Raw genomic sequence first — 24,218 nt, 5'->3', positions numbered from 1 at the left:
AACAGCAACAGGGAGCCGGGCCGGCGCCCGTCCAGCCGTACGCCTCGATGACGGCGGCGGGCCGCGCTGCCGGCCGCATCCTGCCGTCCTTCGGCGTGCCGAACCTGGTCGGCGAGGCGTCCCGGACCCTCGGGTCGGCCGCGACCCGGCTGGCCCGGTCGGTCGGGCTCGCCCGGCGTCGGGTCTGGTCCCGGCCCGGTCGGCACCACATCGAGGTGCACGGCGTGTGCCAGGACGGCGGCGACAAGCTCGCCCGGCAGGTGGAGGGTGCGCTGGAGCGGATGCCCGGGGTGGCCTGGGCCAGGGTGAACGCCCCATCCGGGCGGGTGGTGGTGGCCGTGCAGGCCCCCGAACCGGATCTGGCTGACCTCATCGCCACGATCAGCCGGGTCGAGCAAACCTGCGACCACGAGCCCGACCCCGAGATCCCGCCCCCACATCCGCCCGAGGAGGGCCCTCACAACCCGCGCACCCTCGGCGCGCTCGCCTCGGACGCGCTGGGTCTGACCCTCTGGGCGGCCACCCGGATCCTGCCGTTCGCACCGTTGCCCGGTGAGGTGGCCGGCGCGCTGTCGGCGGTCGACCTGCAACCGAAGCTGCACGCGTTGCTCGGCAAGACGTTGCGCTCCGACCCGCGCGCGGAGGTCCTCTTTCCCCTGGTCGAGGCGGTGGTGCAGGGCCTGACCGGCCGCTGGACCGGGATCGTCCTCGACGGCGCCCAACGGCTCGTGCAGTGGGGCGAGGACCGGGCCCAGCTTTCCGCCTGGGAGAGCGCCGAACCGCGGTTGACCGGCGACCCCGAGCGTGCCGTCGCCCGGTGGCCGGTGGCCGACCGTCCCCGACCGAAGCCGCACGGCCCGGTCGAGCGGTACATCAATCGGATGCTCGCCGCTGGCACGGCGGCCGGTGCGGCGGCGGTGCCCTTCGCCGGGCGCAAGCGGGCCGCCGCGCTGGGCCTGTCCGCGCTGCCGAAGGCGCCCGGCAGCGGACGCGAGGGGTACGCCGCCCAGCTCGGCAGGATGCTGGCCCGGCGCGGGGTGATCGCGATGGACCGCAGTGTGCTGCGGGAGTTGGACCGGATCGACACGCTCGTGCTGGACGCCGCGGTGCTCGGCTCGGATCGGGGCGTACTGGCCGATCTGGCACCGGCGACCGGAGCGGACGTCGACCAGGTGGCGGAGCGGGCCTTCGCGCTGTTCGACCCCGACGATCCGGCCGCCTCCCGGACGGCGGACGGCTGGCAGCTCGGACCGCTGGACCAGATGCCCGCTCACGATCCCGGCAACGTCCCGGACGGCGACCGGCTGCGCTCGGCCGGCGGGAAACTGCTCGGCCTCGCCCACGGTGACCGACTCGCCGCCCTGTTGCGGGTCGAGCCGGAACCCGCACCCGGTGTCGCCGGGCTGCCGGCCGCCGCGCGGCAGGCCGGCCTGCGGCTGGTCGTGGCGGGCGGTGACGAGCAGCGGTACGGATTCGCCGACGCGATGCTGCCCGGCGGGGACCGGCTGGCCGAGTCGGTACGCGCGTTGCAGCGCGACGGCGCGGTGGTGATGCTCGTTTCCGCAGACCGCAAGGCCCTCGGCGCATCCGACTGCGGTCTCGGGTTCGCCGCGCCGGAGGACCTGCCGCCGTGGGGCGCGCATCTGCTGGTCGGTTCCGACCTGCGGGTGGTGGCCCTGGTGATCGAGGCGACCGGGGTGGCTCGGCGTACGGCCCAGCAGAACATCCGACTGGCCATGGCCGGCACCGGTCTCGGGGCGCTGGGCGCGTTCACGGCCCCGCCGACCGAGCTGCCCGGCCGCTCGCTCGTCGCGGTGAACGGCGCGGCCGGGTTGGCCTTCGCGAACGGGGTGTGGCAGGCCCGTCGGTTGCACGACCAGTCGGACACCCCGGCGCCGGTCACGACCGCCTGGCACCTGATGCCCGTCGGCACCGTGCTCGACCACCTGCGCACCACGCCGGACGGTCTGGCCAGCACGGAGGCGCAGCGCCGGCACCAGGGAGCCAGCGGAAACGGTGATGCCGGACCGGGGAGCGGAGGGCTGCTGCGTGCCTTCGTGGAGGAGCTGTCCAACCCGCTCACCCCGGTGCTGGTGGCCGGGGCGGTGCTCTCCGCGTCGTTCGGATCGTTGGTCGACGCCGCGCTGGTGGGCAGCGTGGTCGGTGGTTCCGCGCTGATCGGCGCGGTACACGAACGGAACACGGAACGGTCCCTGGCGGAGTTGCTGTCCCGCTCGGCGGTGACCGCACGGGTCCGTCGCGACGGCGCCGAACAGGTGGTCGCGGCCGGAGACCTGGTCCTCGGAGACGTCATCTCCCTCGAACCGGGCGACTCGGTACCCGCCGACTGCCGGGTGCTCGAATCGGTGGGCCTGGAGGCGGACGAATCGTCGCTGACCGGTGAGTCGTTGCCGGTCGCGAAGTCCAACCGGCCGGTGGTGGCCGCCGCGATCGCGGACCGACACTCGATGCTCTACGAGGGAACGACCGTCGCCGCCGGGCATGGCACTGCCGTGGTGGTCGCGACCGGCTCGGACACCGAATCCGGCCGTAGCCTCGCCCTGGTCAAGCAGGCTCCACCGGCCAGTGGAGTGGAAGCCCGACTCGGCTCGTTGACCAGCGCGGCCATCCCGTTGGCCGCCGGCTCCGCGGTGGCGGTGGCGGGCGCGGGGCTGCTTCGGGGCGTACCCCTGGCCGAAACGGCGGCGACCGCCGCGAACCTCGCCGTGGCGTCGGTGCCGGAGGGGCTGCCGTTCCTGGTGAGTGCGGCGCAGCTGGCCGCCGCCCGACGTCTCGCCGAGCACGGCGCGTTGGTCCGCAACCCGCGCACCATCGAGGCGCTGGGCCGGGTGGACGTGCTCTGCTTCGACAAGACCGGCACTCTCACCGAGGGGAAGTTGCTGCTGGCCGGTGTCGGTGACAGCGCCGGCGACCGGTACGCCCCGGTTGACCGGCTGGACGACCGCCTCCAGTTGACGCTGGCCGCCGCGCTGCGGGCCACTCCCGCCGCGGCGAACCCGGAGGAGCTGGCGTTGCAGACCGACCGGGCGGTCCGGCGGGGTGCCGGGGAGGCCGGGGTGGTGGAGCAGACCGGCGCTCCCGGTTGGCGGGCCGCCGGCGGGCTTCCGTTCGAGCCGTCCCGCGGCTACCACGCGAGCATCGGCGAAACCGACGGCCACCTGCTGTTGAGTGTCAAGGGTGCTCCGGAGACGGTGCTGCCGCGCTGTTCGGCCCGGCGCATGGACGGCAGTCAGCAGCCGCTGGACGACGCCGGGCGCGCGGAGCTGGAGCGGATGCTCGCCGACCGGGCCGGGGCGGGGAACCGAATCCTGGCCGTCGCGGAATGCCCGGTGGACGACCCGAAGGTGACCGACTCCGACGTGCGAGGGCTGACCTTCGTGGGCTTCCTGGCCCTCGCGGACGGGGTTCGGGAGAGCGCCGCCCCGGCGGTGCGTCGGATCCGGCAGGCCGGCGTACACACCATCATGATCACCGGCGATCATCCGGCCACCGCCGAGGCGATCGCCGCCACCATCAGCGATCACGACGAGCAGCGCGTCGTCACCGCCGGTGAACTCGACCAACTGGAGGACGACGCGCTCGCCGACCGACTGGCCGACACCGACGTGGTGGCTCGCTGCACGCCGGCCCACAAGGTGCGGATCATCCAGGCGTTGCAGAAGTGCGGGCGAACCGTCGCGATGACCGGCGACGGGGCCAACGACGCTCCGGCGATCCGGCTGGCCGACGTCGGCATCGCCCTCGGTCAACGGGGCACCCCCGCGGCGCGCGCCGCCGCCGACCTGGTGGTCACCGACGACCGGTTGGAGACCATCATCGCCACGCTGGTGGAGGGGCGGGCGATGTGGTCGTCGGTGCGCCACGCCCTCAGCATCCTGGTCGGCGGCAACCTGGGCGAGATCGCGTTCAGCGTGCTCACCGCCGCGGCGACCGGTCGTTCCGCGCTCACCGGGCGACAACTGCTGCTGGTCAACCTGCTCACCGACCTGGCGCCGGCGCTGGCCATCGCGGTCCGGCCACCCGCGTCGGACCGTACCGACAGGCTGCTCCGGGAGGGCCCGGACGCGGCGCTCGGGGAGAGCCTCACCAGGGAAATCGGACTGCGGGCGACAGCCACCACGCTGGGCGCGACCGTGGGTTGGACGTTGGCCCGCTACACCGGACGTCGTCAGCGGGCCGGAACCGTCGCCCTGGTGTCCCTGGTCGGCACCCAGCTCGGGCAGACCATCCTGGCCGGGGGCACCAGCCCGACGGTGCTGGCGTCCACGGCCGCGTCGCTGGGGGTGCTGGTCGTGGTGGTGCAGACGCCAGGCGTGAGCCAGTTCTTCGGTTGTACCCCGCTCGGGCCGGTGGGCTGGACCATCGGGGCCGGCTCGGCGCTCGGTGCCACCTTCGCCAACGGCGCGCTCACCAAGCTGGTGGAACACCTACCGGAGGCACGACCCGACACCGCCCAGCCCTCGCCCGAGGTCGAGCGCACGGATTGACCAACGCCGCCGTACCGGCCGGCGTGCCGTCATCGCCGTTAGGCACGGAAGGGGTCCCGGGCCGGACCCTGCTCGGCCCAACACAGACCACCGCGGAACTCCACCCCCGGGATGCCGTCGCCGAGCTGGCTGATGTCCACCACACCCGCCAACGCGGTGACGAGGTCCGACCGTAGTTCCTCGACGGCCGTTTCGAGATCGTCCTCCTCTTCGGACCAGTCGATGTCAGCGGCCCGCAGGTCGGCGATCGCGTGACCGGTGACCGCCGCGGGGTCGGTGACGACCACCTCGATCCGGCAGTAGATATGCACGGTGACGGGGGTTCGCTGCTCATCCATCCGCTGATCATGACAAGTGCGATGCACGACCCGACAGGTCATTACCGGAGCGGCCTGGGGAGAGGCACTTCCCCTCTCATCGCCTTCCCGGCCAACTCGATGTGCTCAGGGCGTTAGTCGCTACTGTCGACGCGAAACAAGCTCTAGCATCGTCGGCATGGCAACCCGGCTGGTGCAGATCAACATGAAGGCTCGAAACGACTCCGCGCTGGGCGGTTTCTGGGCGGAGGCGCTCGGCTGGGGAGTTTCCAGCGAGGAACCCGGCGTGACCAACCTCGAACCCGAGGGCTTCGTCTACCCCGACCCTGTCGCTGTCTGCATCGACCTCGTCGTCTCCTCCGAACCCAAGACGGTGAAGAACCGGGTGCACGTCGACCTCGCCACCACCTCGGCTGCCCATCAGGCGCAGGTCGTCGCGCGCCTGACGGATCTCGGTGCGACACCTGCCGACGTGGGCCAGGGCGACGTCCCATGGACGGTCCTGGCCGACCCGGAGGGCAACGAGTTCTGCGTGTTGGAACCCCGAGCGATCTACCGGGACACCGGACCGATCGCCGCGGTCGTGGTCGACTGCGCGGATCCGCGTGCCATGGCCCAGTTCTGGGGACAGGCCACGGACTGGATTCTGCACGAGGTGACCGACCGTCAGGCGGTGCTGCGCTCCGCCAAGGGCGTCGGACCATACCTGGAGTTCGTCCGGACACCCGACGAGAAGACCGGGTGGAACCGCGTCCATCTCGACGTCCGCCCGTACCCGGGGGACGACCTGGAAGCCGAGGCGACCAGACTGAGCGCTCTCGGTGCCACCGTGATCGACCTGGGCCAGGACGACATTCCGTGGAAGGTCCTGGCCGACCCGGAAGGCAACGAATTCTGCCTCCTCACCCCTGCCTGACCTGAGCCTTCGTCCGTACCCCGCATCGCGCCGCCGTCGGAGATGAGCCGCCGGTCGACGCCTCCGCTCGCGGTGGCGGCTGGAGCGGCCATCGGCGACCTGTACCGGGCGCTGCTGCTCGTCCCGCTCGGCGCCGTCGCCGTGTGGGCGCTGAGACATCGGGGACCACTTGTGATCCCACGGGCGGCTAACATCTCCATGCTTTGATCTACAACGGGGGAGGAATATCCACATGCGATGGAAGATCCCGGCCGGCGCCCTGATAGCGCTGGCCTTTCTGGTTCCGGCGGCACCGGCGGCTGCTCAGCTCGAATCGCCCGGGCTGAACGAGACCTGCCAGACGGTCGAGCGCAAGGTTTACCAGGACATCCGCAAGCTCGTCACCATCGACCTGGACACCGCTAGTGACCAGCAGCTTCGGGTGTTGACCGCCCAGATCCTCCACGCGGCAGACGTCGACGCATTGCCCGTTCTGCCAGACGTTATTCAGGAGCGACTGAAGGGCACCCCGGATGAACTCCGGGCATTCCTCAAGTCGGACGTGCAGAAAGTCTGGTCGACGGCTCTGCGGGTCACGGTGGTTCGGACGTTGACGAACGCTGGCACCAACGTGGAGGCTGCCGCGCAGAAGGTGCTCAACGACGCGAGCACCGACGTCTACCTGGCCTACCTGAACGACGGTGTGTACGCCGCACGTGCGCTTGACTGCGCGTCCCAGCCCACCCCGACGCCAAGCGTCACGCCCAGCGTGACGCCGAGCGCCACGCCCAGCGTCACGCCGACCGATGCGCCGACGCCTGCTCCCTCCGTGAGCCTGGGCGCCTCCGGCGGCGACGGCGGCGGACTGCCCCTGACCGGTGCCAACACCGCGACCGTGGTCAGCGTTGGCGGTGCGCTTCTGCTCCTCGGCGGCGCCGGCTACCTGATCGGACGCCGACGCCGTTCCCGCTTCGTCGCATAGCTCCACCCGACTCGCCCGGCTCGATGCCTCATCGAGCCGGGCGCTCTCTTTGCGCTACCACCACAGTCCCACCGGTCGGCCCGTCCACTGCCGCTCTGGCCGGTCAACGGCGCACCCGATAGCGCAGGTGAAGCACCCGGTTGCCCTGAATCATCACGTCCGGATCCTCCAACAGGTGCTGCGCGTCGACCGACCCGAAGTAGCGCTTGCCGGACCCGAACACGACGGGCACGACGTCCATGCGCACCTCGTCGACCAGGCCCGCGGCGAGCACCTGGCCACCGACGTCGCCAGCGGCGACCTCGACCACGCGGTCACCCGCAAGCTCCTGCGCCTTGGCCACGGCTGCCTCGACGCCGTCGACGAAGTGAAACGGCGCCTCGGGGTCCCAGCCCTCGGGCTCCGGCCGGTGCGTCACGACGACCACGTGGTCGATCCCGCCCGGAGGCTTCCCGTCCCAGCCGTCCGTCAGGTCGAAGACGTGACGGCCGACGATCGTCGCCCCGATCTGGTCCCAGTACGGCCGGGTGTAGTCGTAGGACGTCTGCGACACCTTCACCTCGCCGCTCTCGTCCAACGGGACGTCACCACTGGTCAACCATTCGAACAGCGGTCCGGGATGGTCATTCTCGTCCGCGACGAAGCCGTCCACCGACACCGAGCTGTACATGACCACCTTGCCCACGGGGCTCTCCTCTGCTTTAGGGTGCCCCCAAATTAGCGTTTCGTGAGCTGTCGCTCTGGTAAGAAATCAGTCGGCCGGCAGCGGCCAGCGGTCCAGCGCGTGGCCGGGATGCTCGTGCAGGGAACCGCCGCCGGACTGACATCGCCGACCCGCAGCTTCCTCATCGGCTCGACGGCATCGGCTCGCCGGACAGGACTCCGTGAACGAGAACGATCAAGAACGTCACGCTGGCCGCAGCGAAGATCGCGCCAATTACCCGCTCCAGCAGAACGAACCGCGCCAGACGCTCGTCGTACTGGACATCCGGAAGCCAGCGCCACGGCGGAACTCGCCGTAACACACTCGCGGTGGCCATCGACCGGCGCATGTGCCACTCGGTCACGCCTCGAAAGTTTGTCGCTAGGGCGACACCGATGAGGCCCATGGTCAAAATCATCGTGACGGCGGCCACGAAGCGCCATGTCTCCATCTGACCTCCTTGACGGGGGCCACCGATCATAGGTGCTCTCGTCCTGCAAAAGATCAAGGCTGCTGTCAGCCGGCGTGGGCAAGGCCCTGTTCCTGCGCTTCAAGCCCATCTCCACCGTGAGTCCGGGCGGAGGCAACGGCCGGGCACCTGGCGCGTCTGCGACTGTCGGCTGTCAACGCCGGCTCAACCTTGACCCCTCTGTTCCGGCCGAATTTTGACCCCCTCGCTGGTTGTTGATGTTCAGTCGTTGGTCTTGGTGGCTGCGGGAACGCGGCCGAGGTCGCGGTCTTTGAGCCGGTAGCTGTCGCCCTTCATGGAGATGACCTCGGCGTGGTGAACAAGGCGGTCGATCATGGCGGCGGCCACCACGTCATCGCCGAAGACTTCGCCCCACCGGCCGAAGGGCTTGTTGCTGGTGACGATCAGGCTCGCTCGTTCGTAGCGGTTGGAGACCAACTGGAAGAACAGGTTCGCGGCTTCGGCTTCGAAGGGGATGTAGCCGACCTCGTCGACGATCAGCAGCGGGATACGGCCGAGTTTGACCAGCTCGTCTTGGAGACGGCCGGCGTGGTGGGCGTCGGCGAGGCGGGACACCCATTGGGCGGCGGTGGCGAACGCGACCCGGTGTCCGGCCTGGCAGGCCCGGATCCCGAGGCCGATGGACAGGTGGGTCTTGCCGGTGCCGGGCGGGCCGAGAAAGACGACGTTCTCCTTCGACGCCACGAAGTCGAGAGTGCCGAGGTGGGCGATCGTCTCCCGCTTCAACGACCGCTGGTGCTCGAAGTCGAACTCCTCCAGGCTCTTGCGGGCCGGGAACCTCGCGGCCCGGATACGGCCCTCACCGCCGTGGGCCTCCCGGGCAGCCACTTCACGTTGCAGGCAGGCGGCGAGGAACTCCTCATGCGTCCACGACTCGGCCCGGGCCCGCTCCGCCAGCCTCTCGACGGCGGCGGCCAGAGACGGCGCCTTCAGGGCGCGGGTGAGGAACGCGATCTCCGAGACGACGTTGCGACTGGTCTTGGCGGCCATCACGCAGCCACCTCATCAAGGCCGAACATGCGGTCGTAGTCGCTCAACGGCCGGCGTTCGACCTGGGCGTCGACGGCAGTCGCCGGAGTGCGTCGGGCGGCCATGCGTAGGTCGACGGCGGCTTGCCGGTGGGCGGGATCGGTGATGCTCTGATGCTTGGCCCAGCAACGGTCATGCCGGGCCACGAGTCGGCCGTCGTAGAACACCGTCACCTGGTCGCAGTCGGCGGTGACCTCGATCCGCCGCCCGACCACCGAGGGATGCACCGAGTAGTCGTTGCCGTCCAAGCGCACGTAATGATCCCGAGGCAGCCGTGTGGTCTGCCGCCAACCGACCACCGGCGCGACCGGCGGCAGCGCCAGCATCACCTGCCGATCAGCGTCCCACCGCTCAGCTGGCCGGCAGCCCAGCATCCGGTGCTGGCGGTTGTTCGCCCGCACCAACCACTCAGCAAGCTGGGTGTTGAAGTCCTGCGGTGAGGTGAACCGGCGCCCGGGCAGAAACGAGGTCTCCAGATAGCCGTTGGCCCGCTCGACCAGGCCCTTCGATTCCGGGTCCGCTGGCCGGCACTGGATCACCTTGATGCCGAGGGTGCCGCGGAAGGCGTTCATCGCCTCCGTCAGCTGAGGCCTGCCGGCCCGCCACTGCCCGACCGCTGATTCGTTGTCCCACACCAACGCCTTGGGCACCCGCCCCCAGCCGGAGATCAGCGTCCAGTGCCCGACCAGCAGGTCCGCCGACTGCCGCGACGGGATCATCGCCGCCGACAGCCACCGCGAATACCCGGACACCATCACCAGCACCGGCGGCCTGCCGACCTGCCCGAAGCCCAACGGCACGTCCGCAGGCGGGAACCACAGATCACACTGCGCCAGCTCTCCCGGCAGATATTCCGTCCGCTGAGCCGGGTCCGGACGGCGGAACAACGGCCGCAGCTGCTGCACCCGATCGGCGAACACCGTCTTACCGCGGGCCCACCCGACCCGCTCCATGATCACCGTCGTGGGCATGTCCGGGAACTCCGCCAACAACGCCCTGATCTGCGGCTCGACTGAGTCCACGATCGAGCCCTTCGCCGCCCGCTGATAACGGGGCGGCTCATGACTCGCCAAGGCCTTGCGCACCGTGTTCCGCGAGACACCCAACCGACGGCAGATGGCCTTGATCGCCATCCGCTCCGCCCGATGCAACCGACGGATCTCCGCCCAGTCCTCCACGCTCAGCACCTCCCGATGCTTCCGGAAGGGGTCAAAATTCAGCCGGAACCACGGGGTCAGTTTTCAGGCGGAGCCGACATCGGCCGGCGCGCCGGCCGTTGCACCGCAAGCAGGCCGAGCGCGGCCCGCTGGCGGGCCACCCTCATGAGCGCGTTGGCCTCCTCGTCCATGGCAAAATTTCTCGATGGGATTCTTCGACGACCTCCTACCCGTATTGGAGCCGCAACCCGAGCCACCCCGGCCGCCTCGGCCTGAATGGATGGAGCCTGAGGGGATGCTGGCCGGCGCCATACCCTACGAAGTCCTGTTGGCACGCACTCCTGACGCTGCAGTTGCCGTCACCCGCCTGCTGGCATTTCCTACCGGATTCGAGTTCACTCTCACCGCCGTGCTGCGCCGTGAGCGTGTCGGCCGACCGTTCGATCCGGGACCACCGCACGGCATCAGGCGCTTCGGCGCTGGGCCGTTGCCGGATGAGATCCTTCGATTCGGCGTGCAGTTCTCTGACGGACGGGTTGCCACGAACCTGGCCCGACCGCCGTTGGCGCATATGCCCGAACCCGCTACACCGGTGCTCCTGCACCAAGGCGGCAGTGGGACCAACCGACGGAACGACATGCGCTACTGGCTCTGGCCGCTACCACCGCCGGGGCCGTTGACTTTCGTCTGCGAGTGGCCGGCCTTCAAGATTCCGGAGTCCCGCGTAACCGTCGACGCTCGGCCGATGATCGATGCTGCCAATCGCGCCGTTGAGCTATGGCCTGACGACGAGTCGTCGGCTTGACGTAGGGCGCTTGCGGTAGTCGGCGGATCTCCTCGTCGGGCGGTCGTAGACCTTCCGGCCTCCCTGGACGGGGGGACAAGGTGGAGCGCCCTACCGGACGAACGGCCCTGCCGTCCGGGGTCCTGAACGCACAGCGTGTGGGCCAGGCCAAGGAACGGCTCGCGGCGGGAGGTGTGGTCGCATCTGGGCTTGGTCTTCGCCAGCACCATCGGCACCGCGATGGAGCTGCGGAATGTCAACCGGCGCTGTGTGTGGTGGAGCCCAGGGGACTCGAACCCCTAACCCGGCTGGCGGCGGCAGATCCACCGAAAGCGGACCGGTCACCCCTCTGACCTGGTTCGCGTTCCTCGGTGTCGCTCAACGCTTCGCATGTCTTGCCGCTGTCGGATGTGCCGGATTTGTGCCCGATGATTTTCCTGAGGCGCAGTGTCACCCCCCGGTCCTATCCTCCAGCCATGAGTACAAATACATGGCCTCGCGATCGATACACGGGGCCTGGTGGCGGTCTTTACACCGGTCCCGGTGGGGGTCTCTCCACCAGGCCTCGTGGTGGAGCATCGATCGGCCCAGGTGGAGGGTTGTCGACCGGCCCGGGTGGTGGAATGTCGACCGGCCCGGGTGGTGGAGTGTCGACCGGCCCGGGTGGTGGAATGTCGACCGGCCCGGGTGGTGGCCTTCAACTGGACCGAGAGGCGGCCTATCCACGGGGCCTGGTGGCGGCCTCTCGACTGGGCTGAGAGGCGGCCAGTCCACCGGACCTGGCGGCGGCCTCTACACGGGACCTGGCGGCGGTCTATGCACCGGCCCCTGCGGGAACGCCTATCGCAGCAATCAGCCGCCCCCCTGGGTGATGCGCGAGTACCTAGAGCGGCTGGGATTGACGCACCTGCTCCGGTACTTCCCACCTCGCTAGCTGCTGTCCATCCCCCGATGCTCTTATGGATGTCAACTCCGCCGGCAGCATCGCTGGCGGAGCTTGACTTCTTCGTTCCGAAAGAACCATGGTGGCGGGCTGGCCTGCTTAGACGCCAGGGCTGAACAGCTGTGACAGTCCACTTGCGTCCATGGCTGTCCGTGCTGGACCGTCGTGGCTGTCACTCAGCTAGTCACTCACTGCACTCGTTCACCGGCTGTCGCTGCCCTGCGTAGAGCAAGCTGGCTGTGTAGCCCGTCGATATAGTCGGTGACGATCGCTGAAACTCCAGGTTGAAGGTGACCACTTGGTCGCCGAAGCTTTTCTTCCCGCAGACGCTTCGGCTTGTGCCGTCAAGGGTCATGTGCCAGCCGTTGGCATTGCCCAACGAGGCGTAGAAGCCTTCGACGGAGGTGTCCCCTGGCGGGGGCGTCTTCGTATGGGAGCGAGTAACAAACGCCCCGCCCCAGTAGTTGCTACCCCACCCCCTGCAGGGTTCGAAACTGTCCGCCGTCTGCAGCTTCGAATCTGGGAAAGCTTGAACCAGCATGGGATCGAACCTCAGCTCATCCGTCAGCCGTGCCTCTACATCTGAGCAAGGGCCACCGGGATAGACGAAGGCATCGACGTAGCTTGTCACGGCCCACCAGCCGGTCGCAGCGATGAGCCCCAACGTGGCAACAACGGTCAGCGCGATAGTGGGAACTCGACCGGGACGCTGCACGAACGCTCTCCTTGTCGGGTTGCCTGCCTTGCTCCTCGATGGTTGACCATATCCTCAAGGGTGCTTGAGTCCGCCGGGCGTTGACGCCTCGACCACGGCGGACCCTGCCATCCCGTCTGCCATCGACCCGCCCTCCTGGGAGCGGACCGCCGCCCGGCCCGCCACGTCAAGACGGCCTTGACGCCCGTTCGGACGCTGACGGGCTGAGCGGTGGTCTGCTCGGCTTGCCCCGGGTCGATGGCAGGCGGGATGGCTACCGCAACCACTCACGGACCGTGACGCGCCGATGGAGCCCCGGCCATCCTGGAGCCGGAGCGCCCCCGCCGGAGAGGCAGTAACCGCAACCCCGCGACCGCCGCCGGCTCGCCGACGCGGCCGGCGTGCGCTCTCCTACGCCGCGCGGGCTCGTGGCCGCGCGGCCCGGCTGCCGGCCCACCCCTCATCGGTCAACGGCCTTTCCTTCTGCGGGCGGCCCACCGGGCTTTCCGCTTCCGCGCCAGCCGCCGGGCGTGTTGCGTGGCCGGAGTCGGAGCACCAGCGGAGCGACGGACGCGCGCCCAGGCGGCGGCGCGTGCGGCCCGTCTAGGGCCGCCTTGACCTGGACCAGGCCGTGCGGGAAGCGCTCGAAACTCACGTCCGCGACTTCCCACCGGTCGAGGTCGAGATGGTCGACATAACCTCCGGCGACCCGGTCCGCCGCTCGGTGCCACTGTTGTTCACGACCACGCGAGGGAATCCGTTCACGGACCGGACCTGGTCGAACGATTGGGTCAAGTGGCGGGACAAGGCGGGATGGCCCAAGAAGCAGGGAGGGTTTCACGCGCTGCGGCACTTCTTCGCCACGACGCTAATCACCATCACGCCGAACCACAGGACGTGCAACGGCTCCTGCGTCACCAGACGCTACGGATCACCTTGGAGACCTACGTCCACTGGTGGCCTCGCCGAGAGCGGCGGCGCGGTGTCATCGGTGATGTCCTGCGGGCTGCGGCGCACCGCCGGTAGATGTCGACCGAGGGAAGATCATTCCCGGTTTGTGCCGGATGATCTCGAACCTAGCTCCGGTGCAGCTCACAGGCTGTGTGTGGTGGAGCCCAGGGGACTCGAACCCCTAACCCCTGCCTTGCAAAGGCAGTGCTCTGCCAGTTGAGCTAGGGCCCCGTGCGTGGGCGCGGGCGTCGAACGCTCGTCGCCCGGCCGGACGTCAGCGCAGGTCGGGCGCGGTGGTCGCCTCGTGCCACAGGGCACGCTCGTCGTTCGAGGCCTTGATCTTGTTGAACACGACGGCAGCCACGCCGACGACGCCAGCCAGAATCAGCAGCTTCTTGAACATTGGGGCGACCCCTCGTGCTCGACTAACGTCGGACGACCGTGCGGTGGGGCTAGATGGAATCGAACCATCGACCTCAGAGTTATCAGCTCTGCGCTCTAACCGACTGAGCTATAGCCCCGCGTTGCGACGAGCAAGATTAACCCATCCACTCAGCCAGCCCCAAATCGGGGTCCAGCCGGACGAGCCAGTCCGTCGACGCCTGCAAAACCTACCTGAGTACGGGACGCCGGAGCGACCGCTTTGCGCGGTGCCCCGGCGTCCCGGTCGCTCAGTCCCGCTCGGCGAGGGTCAGCTCGATCCCGCCGACCAGGTCGGCGCAGACGTTGTAGACGAACGCTCCCAGCGTGGCCAGCGCGGTGAACAACACCACGTTGACCAGGCCGATCAGCGCCGAGCTGAGGATCACGCCCTTGGCGGTGATCTGGAAGCCGCTGGTGCTCTGCCCACCGCCGGCGTTCACCAGGTCACTCAGGCTCTCGTTGACGCTCTGGAACACACCCATCGCGTCCAACGCCAGGTAGAGCACCGACGTGGCGACCACCACGACGATGAAGAGCACCACCGAGACGGCGAACGCGAACTTCATCACGGACCACGGGTCGATCCGCTTCAGGTTCAGCCGGGCCCGGCGCGGTCCGCGGGAGGCGGCCGAGCTGACCGAGGTACGCGCAGCACGCACCGCGTCACCGACGCGGGCGGCCCCGACGGCGGACGCGTTGCCGATGCCCGGTGGCAGACCGCCGCCGCTGGCCGGGCGGCCGGCAGCGGCGGTACGGGCCGTCTCGGGCTGTGGCTGGGTCATGCCCGGTGTGATCCGCGGTTGGGTGCCGGTCGACCCGGTCGACGCCGCCGGACCGGGCCGCACGTTGATCGGCTGGGTGGTCGCCGGACGGGCCGAAGCCGCCGTCGCCGAACCCGAGGGGGTGGCGGCGGTGGACGACGTCGGCGCATCGGTGCCGGAGGACTCGGTCTTGTCGGCCGACCCAGCGTCCTCAGCTTGCGGCTCCGGCGGGGGTGTCATGCCCGGAGCCCTGGTGAATTTCGGGGCAGGCGCGTCGGCGGGGACCGTCGCCCGGCCCACGGCCGCGCGGCCGGTCGCTGGTGTGCCGCCCTTGGCGGCCTCCTCGTCGACCGGGTTGGCCGAGGTCCCCGTGTTCCCCGACTTCGCCTGTGTCTCCGTCATTCAACTAGTCCTGTTCGTCAGGCTCGTCGGCATTGCGAGCAATCGCCACGATAGTCACGCCGTCCGGGAGGTCCATCAGCTTGACCCCCATTGTGTTCCGGTCGCGCGTACGGCGTACAGGCTTCACCGGAGTCCGAATGACACCACCATTGCTGGTGATCGCGAACAGCTCGTCGTCCGGATCGATCACCACCGCGCCGACCAGACCACCGCGCCGTTCGGTGATCTTCGCAGTCAACACGCCCTTACCTCCCCGGCCCTGCACCGGGTATTCCTCGATCGGGGTGCGCTTCGCGTATCCCCCGTTCGTGGCCACCAGAACGTCCAGACCGTCCCGCACGACCTCCATGGCGAGCAGGACGTCGTCGTCCGTGAAGCGCATGCCGATCACGCCCGAGGTGGCCCGGCCCATCGGCCGCAGCGCGTCGTCCGAGGCGTTGAACCGGATCGCCTGTGCCTTCTTCGAGACCAGCAGCAGGTCGTTCTCCGGCGCAACCAGCGCAGCACCGACCAGCTCGTCCTCATCGCGCAGGTTGATCGCGATGATGCCGCCGGAACGGTTGGAGTCGAACTCCTCGAGCCGCGTCTTCTTCACCAGGCCGTTCTTCGTGGCCAGTACCAGATAGGGGGCTACCTGGTAGTTCGGGATCTCAATGATCTGCGCTATCTGCTCGTCCGGTTGGAAGGCGAGCAGGTTGGCCACGTGTTGGCCCTTGGCTACCCTACTGGCCTCCGGCAACTCGTACGCCTTGGCCCGGTAGACACGACCCTTGTTCGTGAAGAACAGGATCCAGTCGTGGGTCGAGCAGACGAAGAAGTGGCTGACGATGTCGTCCTGCCGCAGCGTAGCGCCACTGACGCCCTTGCCGCCGCGCCGCTGCGAGCGGTAGAGATCGACCTTGGTCCGCTTGGCGTACCCGGTCCGGGTGATCGTGACGACCACGTCCTCGCGGGCGATGAGGTCCTCCATCGAGACCTCGCCGTCGAACGGGATGATCTGCGTCCGCCGGTCGTCGCCCCACTTGGCGACGATCTCGCCGAGCTCCTCCGAGACGATCTTCCGCTGCCGCTCCGGCTTGGCGAGGATGTCCTTGAGGTCGGCGATCTCGATCTCGAGCTTGGCCAGGTCGTCCACGATCCGCTGCCGCTCCAGGGCGGCGAGCCGGCGCAGCTGCATGTCCAGGATCGCGGTCGCCTGGATCTCGTCGATGTCCAGCAGCCGGATCAGGCCCTGGCGGGCGTCGTCCACGGTAGGCGAACGCCGGATCAGCGCGATGACCTCGTCCAGCGCGTCCAGCGCCTTGCCCAGACCGCGCAGGATGTGCGCCCGCTCCTCGGCCTTGCGCAGCCGGAACGCGGTCCGCCGGCGGATCACGTCGATCTGGTGCTCGACGTAGTAGCGGATGAACTGCGCCAGGTTGAGCGTGCGCGGCACCCCGTCGACCAGGGCCAGCATGTTGGCGCCGAAGGTCTCCTGGAGCTGGGTGTGCTTGTAGAGGTTGTTCAGCACGACCTTCGCGACCGCGTCGCGCTTGAGCACCAGCACGATCCGCATGCCGGTACGCCCGGAGGACTCGTCGCGGATGTCGGCGATCCCGGCGAGCTTGCCCTCCTTGATCAGCTCGGCGATCCGCTCGGCGAGGTTGTCCGGGTTGACCTGGTAGGGCAGCTCACTGACGACCAGGCAGGGGCGGCCCCGCTTGTCCTCCTCGACCTCCACCACGGCGCGCATCCGGATCGAGCCGCGACCGGTGCGGTACGCGTCCTGGATCGCGGTCTGGCCGACGATCAGGCCGTAGGTCGGGAAGTCCGGGCCCTTGACGATGCCGAGGAGGGCTTCGAGGGTGGTCTCCTCGTCCTCCTCCGGGTGCTCCAGGCACCACTGCACCGCCGCGCCGATCTCCCGCAGGTTGTGCGGTGGGATCTTGGTGGCCATGCCGACCGCGATGCCCTCGGAGCCGTTCACCAGGAGGTTGGGGATCCGCGACGGCAGGATGGTGGGCTCCTTGGCCCGGCCGTCGTAGTTGTCCTGCAGGTCGACGGTGTCCTCGTCGATGTCCCGCAGCATCTCCATGGCCAGCGGGTCGAGCTTGCACTCGGTGTATCGCATGGCGGCAGCCGGGTCGTTACCCGGCGAGCCGAAGTTGCCGTTGCCGTCGACCAGCGGGTAGCGCAGCGACCAGGGCTGCGCCATCCGGACCAGCGCGTCGTAGATCGCCGAGTCGCCGTGCGGGTGGAACTGACCCATCACGTCACCGACGACCCGGGAGCACTTCACGTAGCCGCGGTCCGGCCGGTAGCCGGAGTCGAACATGGCGTAGAGGATCTTGCGGTGGACCGGCTTGAGCCCGTCCCGGACGTCCGGCAGCGCGCGCCCGACGATGACGCTCATCGCGTAGTCGAGGTAGGAGCGCTGCATCTCCACCTCGAGCCCGACCGGTTCGATCCGGTCGTGCGCAACCACCGCGGCGATGGCCTCGGCGGGGACCTCGGGCTCGTTCGGTGTGGACTCGGGAGAATCGGTCACTGTATACCCTTATCAGACTCAGTGTCGTTTTCGTGCTGTGGATAACCGCTGTGGATACCGGCCATGCTGTGGATAACTCTGTGGACCGGTGGATCGACCGGGCAGCACCCGGCCGATCCACCGCAGTCCGTCAGATGTCCAGGAACCGCACGTCCTTGGCGTTGCGCTGGATGAACGACCGGCGCGCCTCGACGTCCTCACCCATCAGCACACTGAACAACTCGTCGGCCGTCGCCGCGTCGTCGAGAGTGACCTGACGCAATGTACGCGTCGCCGGGTTCATCGTGGTTTCCCACAGCTCGGGATAGTTCATCTCGCCGAGGCCCTTGAAGCGCTGGATGTCGTCCGGCTTGGCGTTCGGCTTCTTCTGCTGGCGCAGCAGGATCAGACCGTCCCGCTCGCGGTCGGAGTACGCGTACTGGGCGTCGTCGCCCTTCTTGTTCCACTTGATCTTGTAGAGCGGCGGGGCGGCCAGGTAGACGTGCCCCATCTCGACAAGCGGCCGCATGAAGCGGAACAGCAGGGTGAGCAGCAGAGTCTGGATGTGCTGACCGTCGACGTCCGCATCGGCCATCAGCACCACCTTGTGGTACCGCAGCTTCTCCATGTCGAAGTCGTCGTGGATGCCGGTGCCCAGCGCGGTGATCAGCGCCTGGACCTCGTTGTTCTTCAGCACCCGGTCGATCCGGGCCTTCTCCACGTTGAGGATCTTGCCGCGGATCGGCAGGATCGCCTGGGTGCGTGGGTCGCGGCCCTGCTTGGCCGAGCCACCGGCCGAGTCACCCTCGACGATGAACACCTCGGACTCGCGGGGGTCGGTCGACTGGCAGTCGGCCAGCTTGCCCGGCATCGAGCCGGACTCCAGCAGCGACTTACGTCGGGCCAGCTTGCGCGCCTGCTGGGCGGCGATCCGGGCCCGAGCCGCCTGGGAGGCCTTCGTGATGATCATCTTGGCCTCGGCCGGGTTGCGGTCGAACCAGTCGACGAGCCGGTCGTTGCAGACCCGCTGCACGAAGCTCTTCACCGGGGTGTTGCCCAGCTTGGTCTTGGTCTGGCCCTCGAACTGCGGATTGGCCAGCTTGACCGAGATGATCGCCGCGAGCCCTTCGCGGATGTCCTCGCCGGAGAGCTTCTCGTCGCCCTTGAGCAGCTTCTTGTCGGTGCCGTACCGGTTGACCACGCTGGTCAGCGCGGACCGGAAGCCCTCCTCGTGGGTGCCGCCCTCGTGGGTGTTGATCGTGTTGGCGAAGGTGTAGACCGACTCGCCGTACGACTCGTTCCACTGCATGGCGATCTCGAGGGACATGCCCTCTTCCTCGGCCTCGAACTCGACCACTGTCTTGTGGATCGGGCTCTTCGAGGCGTTGAGGTGCCGGACGAAGTCGGCGATGCCGCCCTCGTAGTAGAAGGTCACCTCGCGCTGCCGGCCGTCCTCTTCCTCGGCCACCCGCTCGTCGAGCAGGTGGATGCGCAGGGCGCGGTTGAGGAAGGCCATCTCCTGCAGGCGTCGGTAGATCGTCTGGAAGTCGAAGTCGACGGTCTCGAAGACGTCGGGGTCGGGCCAGAAGGAGACGGCCGAGCCGGTGCGGTCGGTGGGCTCGCCCTTCTCCAGCGGGCTCGGCTTGGAGTTGGTGTAGTGCTGCCGCCACACGGAGCCGGACTTGTGGATCTCGACGAACATCTTGGTGGAGAGCGCGTTCACCACTGAGACACCGACGCCGTGCAGACCTCCGGAGACCGCGTACGCCTTGCCGTCGAACTTGCCACCCGCGTGCAGGATGGTCAACGCGACCTCGACACCCGGCTTCTTGAGCTTCGGGTGGAGGTCGACCGGGAAACCACGGCCGTTGTCGGTGACCCGGACGCCACCGTCGGCCAGCAGCACCACGTCGATGGTGTCGCAGTATCCGGCGAGCGCCTCGTCGACCGCGTTGTCGACAACCTCCCAGACGAGGTGGTGCAGACCGCGCTCGCCGGTGGACCCGATGTACATACCGGGCCGCTTGCGGACCGCCTCCAGCCCCTCGAGAACGGTGATCGACTCTGCGCCGTACTCCTGCTTTTCCTGCGCTGCCACCCTCGGCCACTTTCTCGCGTCAGCCGCGCCGGTAGGGCGCGGCGGGCGCGGGTTCGGCGGACAGGACGCGACGTCGGCGCGCGGACCGGTGCCGGAGACCTCCGGACCACGGGTCGAACGCGCCGGTCGCCGCGGTTGCCCGCGGATCGCGATCGGCTCGACCCGCCGTGGAGAATGAACCTGGGGCCACCGGCCCCCGTCCCCCGCACCGGGTCTTCGTCTCGCTGTCAATCCTACTGTGCGCGGAGGACAGAACCACCACTCGGCACCCTCGGAGAGGCGGCTGAGAAGTCCGTAGCCGGCAGAACCCCATCGCCCGCGACTCCCCCCACACGCCAGGCTCGGATCGCACGCGCCGCCGCCGAACGGGTTGACCCGCGTCCGGGCGGGTCGGGGGTCGCGGCCGAGGCGTCCGTGCCGTACGTTTGCGGCGCCCAGGAACCAGCCTTGATCTTTACGGGCTGGAACCGGGACGATCGACCCGAACGACCCGACACGTGCTCTTTAAGAGGTGACAGATGGGGCTGGACAACGTCGCGGTGCACTGGCCGCGGACCGGCCGCTTCTACGATCCGGTCGCACCGGCCGAGTTCGTCGACTTCGGCGAGATCGTCGACCTGCCGCGAATCTCCGCGCCGACGGCTGCCCTGGCCGAGCTGATCGCGAAGACCGGCACCATCCGGGCGACCGCGTACACCGAGTTGGTGGACCTGCTACTCGGCCTCGAAGGTGTGTTGTACGCCACAGACGCCGCTGCCGAGGACGAGGATCCGGTGATCGATCCGGACGGCTGCTCCTGGATCGCCAGCGGGATCGAGCGGTTCGTGGCGGGGCACCGCGCGCACGGCGAGGCGGTCACCTTCGAGTCGGTGAGCACGGTGCTGCGTTCCCTGCTCGGGGACGGCAGGCTGGCCGAGCAGCAGTTGCGATGGCTGGAGAGCCGGCTCGACGCGCTGCGCGACGAGCGCGGCGACCCGCCGCAGTGGAACTTCACCTGCGCCGAGCTGGGCGTGCTGGCAGCGTTCTACCGGCGCTGCGCGGAACGCGGCTTCGCCGTCTACGCCGACGCCTGACCCGCGCCGGCCTCCTGGGCGGCCGGGCCGTCGCCGCTCGGTCGGCTGGCCGCCGCGATCAGCTGGGTGAGCACCGCGTGCAGGTGTTGCAGGTCCTCGACGGGCAGCCCGAGGCGCTGCACGATCGCCGCCGGGATCAGTTCGGCCTGGCTTCGGAGAGCGGCGCCGCTGGCGGTCAGGGTGACGGCGAGGCTGCGCTCGTCGCTGGGGTCGCGTTCCCGGCGCAGGTAGCCGGCCGCTTCGAGCCGCTTGAGCAGGGGCGACAGCGTGCCCGGATCGAGCTGCAACAGGCGGCTGAGGTCGCGACCGGACAACGGTGCGTGCTGCCACAGCGCCAACATGACCAGGTACTGCGGGTGGGTCAGGCCCATCGGTTCCAGCAGCGGCCGGTAGACCGCCACCACGCTGCGGGCGGCCACCGAGAGGGCGAAGCAGACCTGCTGTTCCAGCGCCAGCGGGTCGACGCTCTGCGGTCTCTCGCTCATCGGTTGCCCTCCCCACGCACGATGACTATCGTACCAATCATTGGTACACCAACTATTGGGGCACCAACCGTCGAACGGGACGACACGGCGCGGGGAGAGGGCGGGCAGATGAGCGAGGACGGTGCGGTCACCAGAGCTCCGGGCGAGGGAGGCCGGCTCCTGAGCTGGGCCTTCCGGCACCTCGCCGGCCCGGCCGAGGGCGTCCAGGGCGCGGTGCAGGGCGGCTCGGCCGAGGCCCGCGAGGCGTGGAAGCGGGACCTGGCCGAGCGCAAGCGCTACACCCGGGAGCAACGCGAACTCAAGCGGGCCGCCCGCAAGACCGACCGACGGAGCTGAGGCTCCGTCAGCCGTACGTGTCGCGTGGGCCCCGCCCGCGGACCCGGCGCGGCCCCTTCGACCACGACGGCGCGGCCGGCCCATGGATGTGCAGCTTGCGCACCACGTTGTGGCCGACCTCGCTGGCGATCTGCTTGAGCAGCGAGCCGGCGAGCAGCCGCAGCTGGGTGGCCCAGGCCGTCGACCGCGCCTCCACGGTCAGCTCACCGTTCTCCAACTTGACCGGACGGCTGTTCTGGGCGACCTCCGCGCCGACGACCCGCTCCCAGGCGCCGAACACGGTGGCCTCGGCCGCCGGCTGCTGCCAGCCACGCGCCTTCACCAACCGGTTCAGCACCGCACCGAGCGGCTGCGGATCGCGGGGGTCGGGGCCCGGGCCGGAGTAGCCCCGCAACCGCCGCCCCGAGCCGCCAGCGGCGTCGGCGCCCGCGCCGCCAGGGGTACGCCGGGCGCGAGCCGCCGCCTGCCGCTTGGACAACGCCGCGTCGAGCACCGCGCGGGCCAGTTCCGGCCCGCTGGCGGCCGCCGGCTCGCCGCCGGTCGATTCCGCCCCGGGGGTACGCGCGCCTGCGGCGTCGCCTCCGCCCGCTTCCGGGCGGTTGGTGCGTGCCGCCTCTGGGCGGTTGGTGCGTGACTCATTCGACACGGCGTACCGTCCCTTCGCCGACCCGGTAGCGGGTGCCGCGCAGAGCGGCCGGCACGTCGTCGTCCACCGCGCAGGTGACCAGCAGTTGACTCGCCCCGCCGACGAGCTCCGCCAGCCGCTCCCGGCGGCCGGTGTCCAGCTCGGCGAAGACGTCGTCGAGCACCAGTACCGGCTCGATGCCGTCCGCCCGCAGCAGGTCGTAGCCGGCCAGCCGCAGCGCGAGCGCGAACGACCAGGACTCACCGTGGCTGGCGTACCCCTTGGCGGGCAGTGGCCCGAGGGTCAACGCCAGTTCGTCGCGGTGCGGGCCGACCAGGGTGGTGCCCCGTTCGATCTCGGCGGAGCGGGACGCGGCCAGGGCGGCGGTCAGGGCCTCCGCCAACGCGGCCCGGTCGGTGGTCGGCTCGGCCAGCTCGATCGAGGGCCGGTAGGCGATGCTGGCGGCACCCCGGCCGGCAGCCACCGCGTCGTACGCCTTCGCGACGTGCGGGGTGAGCGCGGCGACCAGCTCCAACCGGCCGGCGAGCAACTCCGCGCCGTGCTGGGCCAGGTGGGTGTCCCAGACCGCGAGGGTGCCCAGGTCGCCGCCTCGGGATCCGCCGGTCTTGCGAGCCAGGTACGCGGTGCGCAGCAGGGCGTTGCGCTGCTTGACCACCCGCTCGTAGTCGGCCCGCACACCCGCATACCGGGGTTGGCGGTTGACCAGCAGGTCGTCCAGGTAGCGGCGGCGCTCGGCCGGGTCACCCCGGACCAGCTCAAGGTCTTCCGGGGCGAACAGCACGAGTCGCAGGGCACCCAGCACGTCCCGGGCCCGCCGGGCCGGTGAGCGGCCCAGCCGGGCACGGTTGGCCTTGCCGGGCACGATCTCCAACTCGACCAGGAGCTCCCGCCCGTCGTGTGCCACCGCGCAGCGGATCACCGCCGACGCGGCACCCATCCGGACCAGCGGTGCGTCGGTGGCGACCCGGTGCGAGTCCAGGGTCGCCACATAGCCCAACGCTTCGACGAGATTCGTCTTGCCGACGCCGTTGGCGCCGATCAGGACGTTCGCCCCCGGTTGGAGGTCGACGGCCACCCGCTCGTACGAGCGGAAGTCGACAAGTTCCAACCGTTGGACGTACACCGGGTGTCGATGCCGCTCAGCGCTTGTGGACGGCGTGGCCGCCGAACTGCTGACGCAGCGCGGAGACGGCCTTCATGGCGGGTGAGTCGTCCTGTCGCGAGGCGAAACGGGCGAACAGCGAAGCGGTGATCACGTTCAACGGAACGGCCAGCCGGACCGCCTCGTCGACGGTCCACCGACCCTCGCCGGTGTCCTCGGTGTAGCCGCTCAGGTCGGCCAGCTCCGGGTCTTCGTCGAGCGCCCGGTCCAGCAGGTCGAGCAGCCAGGAGCGGACGACGGTGCCTTCCCGCCAGGACTTGATGACGCCCGGCACGTTGGTCACCAGCTCGGAGGCCGCCATCAGCTCGTAGCCCTCGGCGTAGGCGTGCATCAGGCCGTACTCGATGCCGTTGTGCACCATCTTCGAGTAGTGCCCGGCACCTACCGGCCCGGCGTGCACGAAGCCGAACTCGCCCTCCGGCTTGAGCGCGTCGAAGATCGGCATCAGCCGGTCGACGTGTTCCTGGGCGCCGCCGACCATCAGCCCGTAGCCGTTCTGCCGGCCCCAGACGCCACCGGAGACGCCGACGTCGAGGTAGCCGATGCCCCGCTCGTTGAGCCGCTCGGCCCGGGGTGCGTCGTCGCTGAACCGCGAGTTGCCGCCGTCGATGATGATGTCGCCCTCGCCGAGCACCGCGGCCAGCTCGTCGATGGTCGCGTCGGTGACGCCGGCGGGCACCATGACCCATACCGCGCGCGGCGACTCAAGCTTCTCTGCCAGGCCCGCGATGGATGCGACGTCGCTGATCTGCGCGTTGTGGTCGAAGCCGACGACTTCGTGACCAGCAGCACGCAACCGCTCCCGCATGTTGCCGCCCATACGGCCGAGTCCTACAAGGCCGAGCTGCATGTGTTTGTACCTCCGTGGATCTG

At 69.4% G+C, this 24,218-nt stretch carries 20 protein-coding genes and 2 tRNA genes; 6 read left to right on the top strand and 16 right to left on the bottom strand.

What is annotated here, in order from left to right:
* Window positions 1–47 precede the first annotated feature (47 nt).
* Entirely contained in the window at window positions 48–4,508 is a 4,461-nt protein-coding gene (locus ABGB10_RS10790) for an HAD-IC family P-type ATPase (RefSeq protein ID WP_347660805.1), read from the top strand.
* A 38-nt stretch (window positions 4,509–4,546) separates the two neighbouring features.
* Here the strand turns inward: ABGB10_RS10790 and ABGB10_RS10785 are convergent, their stop codons facing one another.
* A complete protein-coding gene (locus ABGB10_RS10785) occupies window positions 4,547–4,846 on the bottom strand; it encodes a hypothetical protein (protein WP_347660716.1) in 300 nt (99 codons plus the stop codon).
* 157 nt (window positions 4,847–5,003) lie between these two features.
* Between ABGB10_RS10785 and ABGB10_RS10780 the strand changes: the two genes are divergently transcribed.
* Together ABGB10_RS10780 and ABGB10_RS10775 are read left to right on the top strand one after the other, a co-directional pair.
* On the top strand, window positions 5,004–5,741 hold the full coding sequence (locus ABGB10_RS10780; protein ID WP_347660715.1) for a VOC family protein: 738 nt from the start codon (window positions 5,004–5,006) through the stop codon (window positions 5,739–5,741).
* Between the two features lie 232 nt (window positions 5,742–5,973).
* Window positions 5,974–6,702: an LPXTG cell wall anchor domain-containing protein gene (locus ABGB10_RS10775; protein ID WP_347660714.1), complete on the top strand. Its 729-nt coding sequence runs from the start codon at window positions 5,974–5,976 to the stop codon at window positions 6,700–6,702.
* Between the two features lie 103 nt (window positions 6,703–6,805).
* Here the strand turns inward: ABGB10_RS10775 and ABGB10_RS10770 are convergent, their stop codons facing one another.
* The 4 genes from ABGB10_RS10770 to istA form a co-directional block, all read right to left on the bottom strand.
* Window positions 6,806–7,387 (bottom strand): dihydrofolate reductase family protein, encoded by a 582-nt coding sequence (locus ABGB10_RS10770; RefSeq protein ID WP_347660713.1) that lies wholly within the window; start codon window positions 7,385–7,387, stop codon window positions 6,806–6,808.
* A 160-nt stretch (window positions 7,388–7,547) separates the two neighbouring features.
* Window positions 7,548–7,856 carry a hypothetical protein gene (locus ABGB10_RS10765; RefSeq protein ID WP_347660712.1) on the bottom strand — a complete coding sequence of 103 codons (309 nt, stop codon included), beginning with the start codon at window positions 7,854–7,856 and terminating at the stop codon, window positions 7,548–7,550.
* A gap of 240 nt (window positions 7,857–8,096) precedes the next feature.
* Window positions 8,097–8,885 carry an IS21-like element helper ATPase IstB gene (istB, locus tag ABGB10_RS10760; RefSeq protein WP_347660711.1) on the bottom strand — a complete coding sequence of 263 codons (789 nt, stop codon included), beginning with the start codon at window positions 8,883–8,885 and terminating at the stop codon, window positions 8,097–8,099.
* The gene (gene istA / locus ABGB10_RS10755) at window positions 8,885–10,111 is read right to left on the bottom strand and encodes an IS21 family transposase (protein ID WP_347660710.1); all 1,227 of its coding nucleotides are present in this window, start codon (window positions 10,109–10,111) and stop codon (window positions 8,885–8,887) included. Before istA ends, istB begins: the two co-directional genes overlap by 1 nt.
* Window positions 10,112–10,376: 265 nt before the next feature.
* Here istA and ABGB10_RS10750 point away from each other — a divergent pair, with 265 nt between their 5' ends.
* A complete protein-coding gene (locus ABGB10_RS10750; protein ID WP_347660709.1) occupies window positions 10,377–10,886 on the top strand; it encodes a hypothetical protein in 510 nt (169 codons plus the stop codon).
* 1,106 nt (window positions 10,887–11,992) lie between these two features.
* On the opposite strand, the gene ABGB10_RS10745 is transcribed toward ABGB10_RS10750, so the two are convergent.
* The 7 genes from ABGB10_RS10745 to gyrB all read right to left on the bottom strand — a co-directional run bounded on the left by ABGB10_RS10745 (window position 11,993) and on the right by gyrB (window position 19,643).
* A complete protein-coding gene (locus tag ABGB10_RS10745; RefSeq protein WP_347660708.1) occupies window positions 11,993–12,523 on the bottom strand; it encodes a hypothetical protein in 531 nt (176 codons plus the stop codon).
* Between the two features lie 1,085 nt (window positions 12,524–13,608).
* Window positions 13,609–13,684 (bottom strand) — tRNA-Ala (locus ABGB10_RS10740).
* Between the two features lie 43 nt (window positions 13,685–13,727).
* A complete protein-coding gene (locus ABGB10_RS10735; protein WP_209444550.1) occupies window positions 13,728–13,856 on the bottom strand; it encodes a DLW-39 family protein in 129 nt (42 codons plus the stop codon).
* A 44-nt stretch (window positions 13,857–13,900) separates the two neighbouring features.
* A tRNA-Ile gene (locus ABGB10_RS10730) sits at window positions 13,901–13,974 on the bottom strand.
* Window positions 13,975–14,124: 150 nt separating this feature from the next.
* Complete coding sequence (locus tag ABGB10_RS10725; protein WP_347660707.1) at window positions 14,125–15,039, bottom strand: DUF3566 domain-containing protein; 915 nt, start codon at window positions 15,037–15,039, stop codon at window positions 14,125–14,127.
* A 4-nt stretch (window positions 15,040–15,043) separates the two neighbouring features.
* The gene (gyrA, locus tag ABGB10_RS10720; protein WP_347660706.1) at window positions 15,044–17,566 is read right to left on the bottom strand and encodes a DNA gyrase subunit A; all 2,523 of its coding nucleotides are present in this window, start codon (window positions 17,564–17,566) and stop codon (window positions 15,044–15,046) included.
* Between the two features lie 130 nt (window positions 17,567–17,696).
* Window positions 17,697–19,643: a DNA topoisomerase (ATP-hydrolyzing) subunit B gene (gene gyrB / locus ABGB10_RS10715; protein ID WP_347660705.1), complete on the bottom strand. Its 1,947-nt coding sequence runs from the start codon at window positions 19,641–19,643 to the stop codon at window positions 17,697–17,699.
* 518 nt (window positions 19,644–20,161) lie between these two features.
* On the opposite strand from gyrB, the gene ABGB10_RS10710 reads away from it, so the two are divergent.
* Window positions 20,162–20,716, top strand: coding sequence for a hypothetical protein (locus ABGB10_RS10710; RefSeq protein WP_278143236.1), 555 nt, complete (start codon window positions 20,162–20,164; stop codon window positions 20,714–20,716).
* Here ABGB10_RS10710 and ABGB10_RS10705 read toward each other — a convergent pair.
* A complete protein-coding gene (locus ABGB10_RS10705; RefSeq protein WP_347660704.1) occupies window positions 20,701–21,201 on the bottom strand; it encodes a MarR family transcriptional regulator in 501 nt (166 codons plus the stop codon). The genes ABGB10_RS10710 and ABGB10_RS10705 overlap by 16 nt on opposite strands.
* Window positions 21,202–21,309: 108 nt before the next feature.
* Between ABGB10_RS10705 and ABGB10_RS10700 the strand changes: the two genes are divergently transcribed.
* The gene (locus tag ABGB10_RS10700) at window positions 21,310–21,537 is read left to right on the top strand and encodes a hypothetical protein (RefSeq protein ID WP_347660703.1); all 228 of its coding nucleotides are present in this window, start codon (window positions 21,310–21,312) and stop codon (window positions 21,535–21,537) included.
* 7 nt (window positions 21,538–21,544) lie between these two features.
* On the opposite strand, the gene ABGB10_RS10695 is transcribed toward ABGB10_RS10700, so the two are convergent.
* Genes ABGB10_RS10695 through gnd form a run of 3 tightly spaced genes read right to left on the bottom strand, consistent with a single transcriptional unit; the run spans window position 21,545 to window position 24,195 of the window.
* On the bottom strand, window positions 21,545–22,183 hold the full coding sequence (locus ABGB10_RS10695; RefSeq protein ID WP_347660702.1) for a DciA family protein: 639 nt from the start codon (window positions 22,181–22,183) through the stop codon (window positions 21,545–21,547).
* The gene (gene recF / locus ABGB10_RS10690) at window positions 22,173–23,306 is read right to left on the bottom strand and encodes a DNA replication/repair protein RecF (protein ID WP_347660701.1); all 1,134 of its coding nucleotides are present in this window, start codon (window positions 23,304–23,306) and stop codon (window positions 22,173–22,175) included. Before recF ends, ABGB10_RS10695 begins: the two co-directional genes overlap by 11 nt.
* 16 nt (window positions 23,307–23,322) lie before the next feature.
* Window positions 23,323–24,195: a phosphogluconate dehydrogenase (NAD(+)-dependent, decarboxylating) gene (gene gnd, locus ABGB10_RS10685; RefSeq protein ID WP_088987036.1), complete on the bottom strand. Its 873-nt coding sequence runs from the start codon at window positions 24,193–24,195 to the stop codon at window positions 23,323–23,325.
* Window positions 24,196–24,218 lie beyond the last annotated feature (23 nt).

The organism is Micromonospora sp. B9E7 (genome assembly GCF_039871815.1).
Classification (GTDB): domain Bacteria; phylum Actinomycetota; class Actinomycetes; order Mycobacteriales; family Micromonosporaceae; genus Micromonospora.
The sequence above is the reverse complement of the archived record's forward strand: the minus strand, read 5'-3'. Positions and strand labels throughout refer to the sequence as shown.

Coding starts and splice junctions, on each gene's coding strand:
- ABGB10_RS10790 (WP_347660805.1), top strand. CDS start 48: ATGACGGCGGCGGGCCGCGCTGCCGGCCGCATCCTGCCGTCCTTCGGC.
- ABGB10_RS10785 (WP_347660716.1), bottom strand. CDS start 4,846: ATGGATGAGCAGCGAACCCCCGTCACCGTGCATATCTACTGCCGGATC.
- ABGB10_RS10780 (WP_347660715.1), top strand. CDS start 5,004: ATGGCAACCCGGCTGGTGCAGATCAACATGAAGGCTCGAAACGACTCC.
- ABGB10_RS10775 (WP_347660714.1), top strand. CDS start 5,974: ATGCGATGGAAGATCCCGGCCGGCGCCCTGATAGCGCTGGCCTTTCTG.
- ABGB10_RS10765 (WP_347660712.1), bottom strand. CDS start 7,856: ATGGAGACATGGCGCTTCGTGGCCGCCGTCACGATGATTTTGACCATG.
- istB (WP_347660711.1), bottom strand. CDS start 8,885: ATGGCCGCCAAGACCAGTCGCAACGTCGTCTCGGAGATCGCGTTCCTC.
- ABGB10_RS10750 (WP_347660709.1), top strand. CDS start 10,377: ATGCTGGCCGGCGCCATACCCTACGAAGTCCTGTTGGCACGCACTCCT.
- ABGB10_RS10735 (WP_209444550.1), bottom strand. CDS start 13,856: ATGTTCAAGAAGCTGCTGATTCTGGCTGGCGTCGTCGGCGTGGCTGCC.
- ABGB10_RS10725 (WP_347660707.1), bottom strand. CDS start 15,039: ATGACGGAGACACAGGCGAAGTCGGGGAACACGGGGACCTCGGCCAAC.
- ABGB10_RS10710 (WP_278143236.1), top strand. CDS start 20,162: ATGGGGCTGGACAACGTCGCGGTGCACTGGCCGCGGACCGGCCGCTTC.
- ABGB10_RS10705 (WP_347660704.1), bottom strand. CDS start 21,201: ATGAGCGAGAGACCGCAGAGCGTCGACCCGCTGGCGCTGGAACAGCAG.
- ABGB10_RS10700 (WP_347660703.1), top strand. CDS start 21,310: ATGAGCGAGGACGGTGCGGTCACCAGAGCTCCGGGCGAGGGAGGCCGG.
- gnd (WP_088987036.1), bottom strand. CDS start 24,195: ATGCAGCTCGGCCTTGTAGGACTCGGCCGTATGGGCGGCAACATGCGG.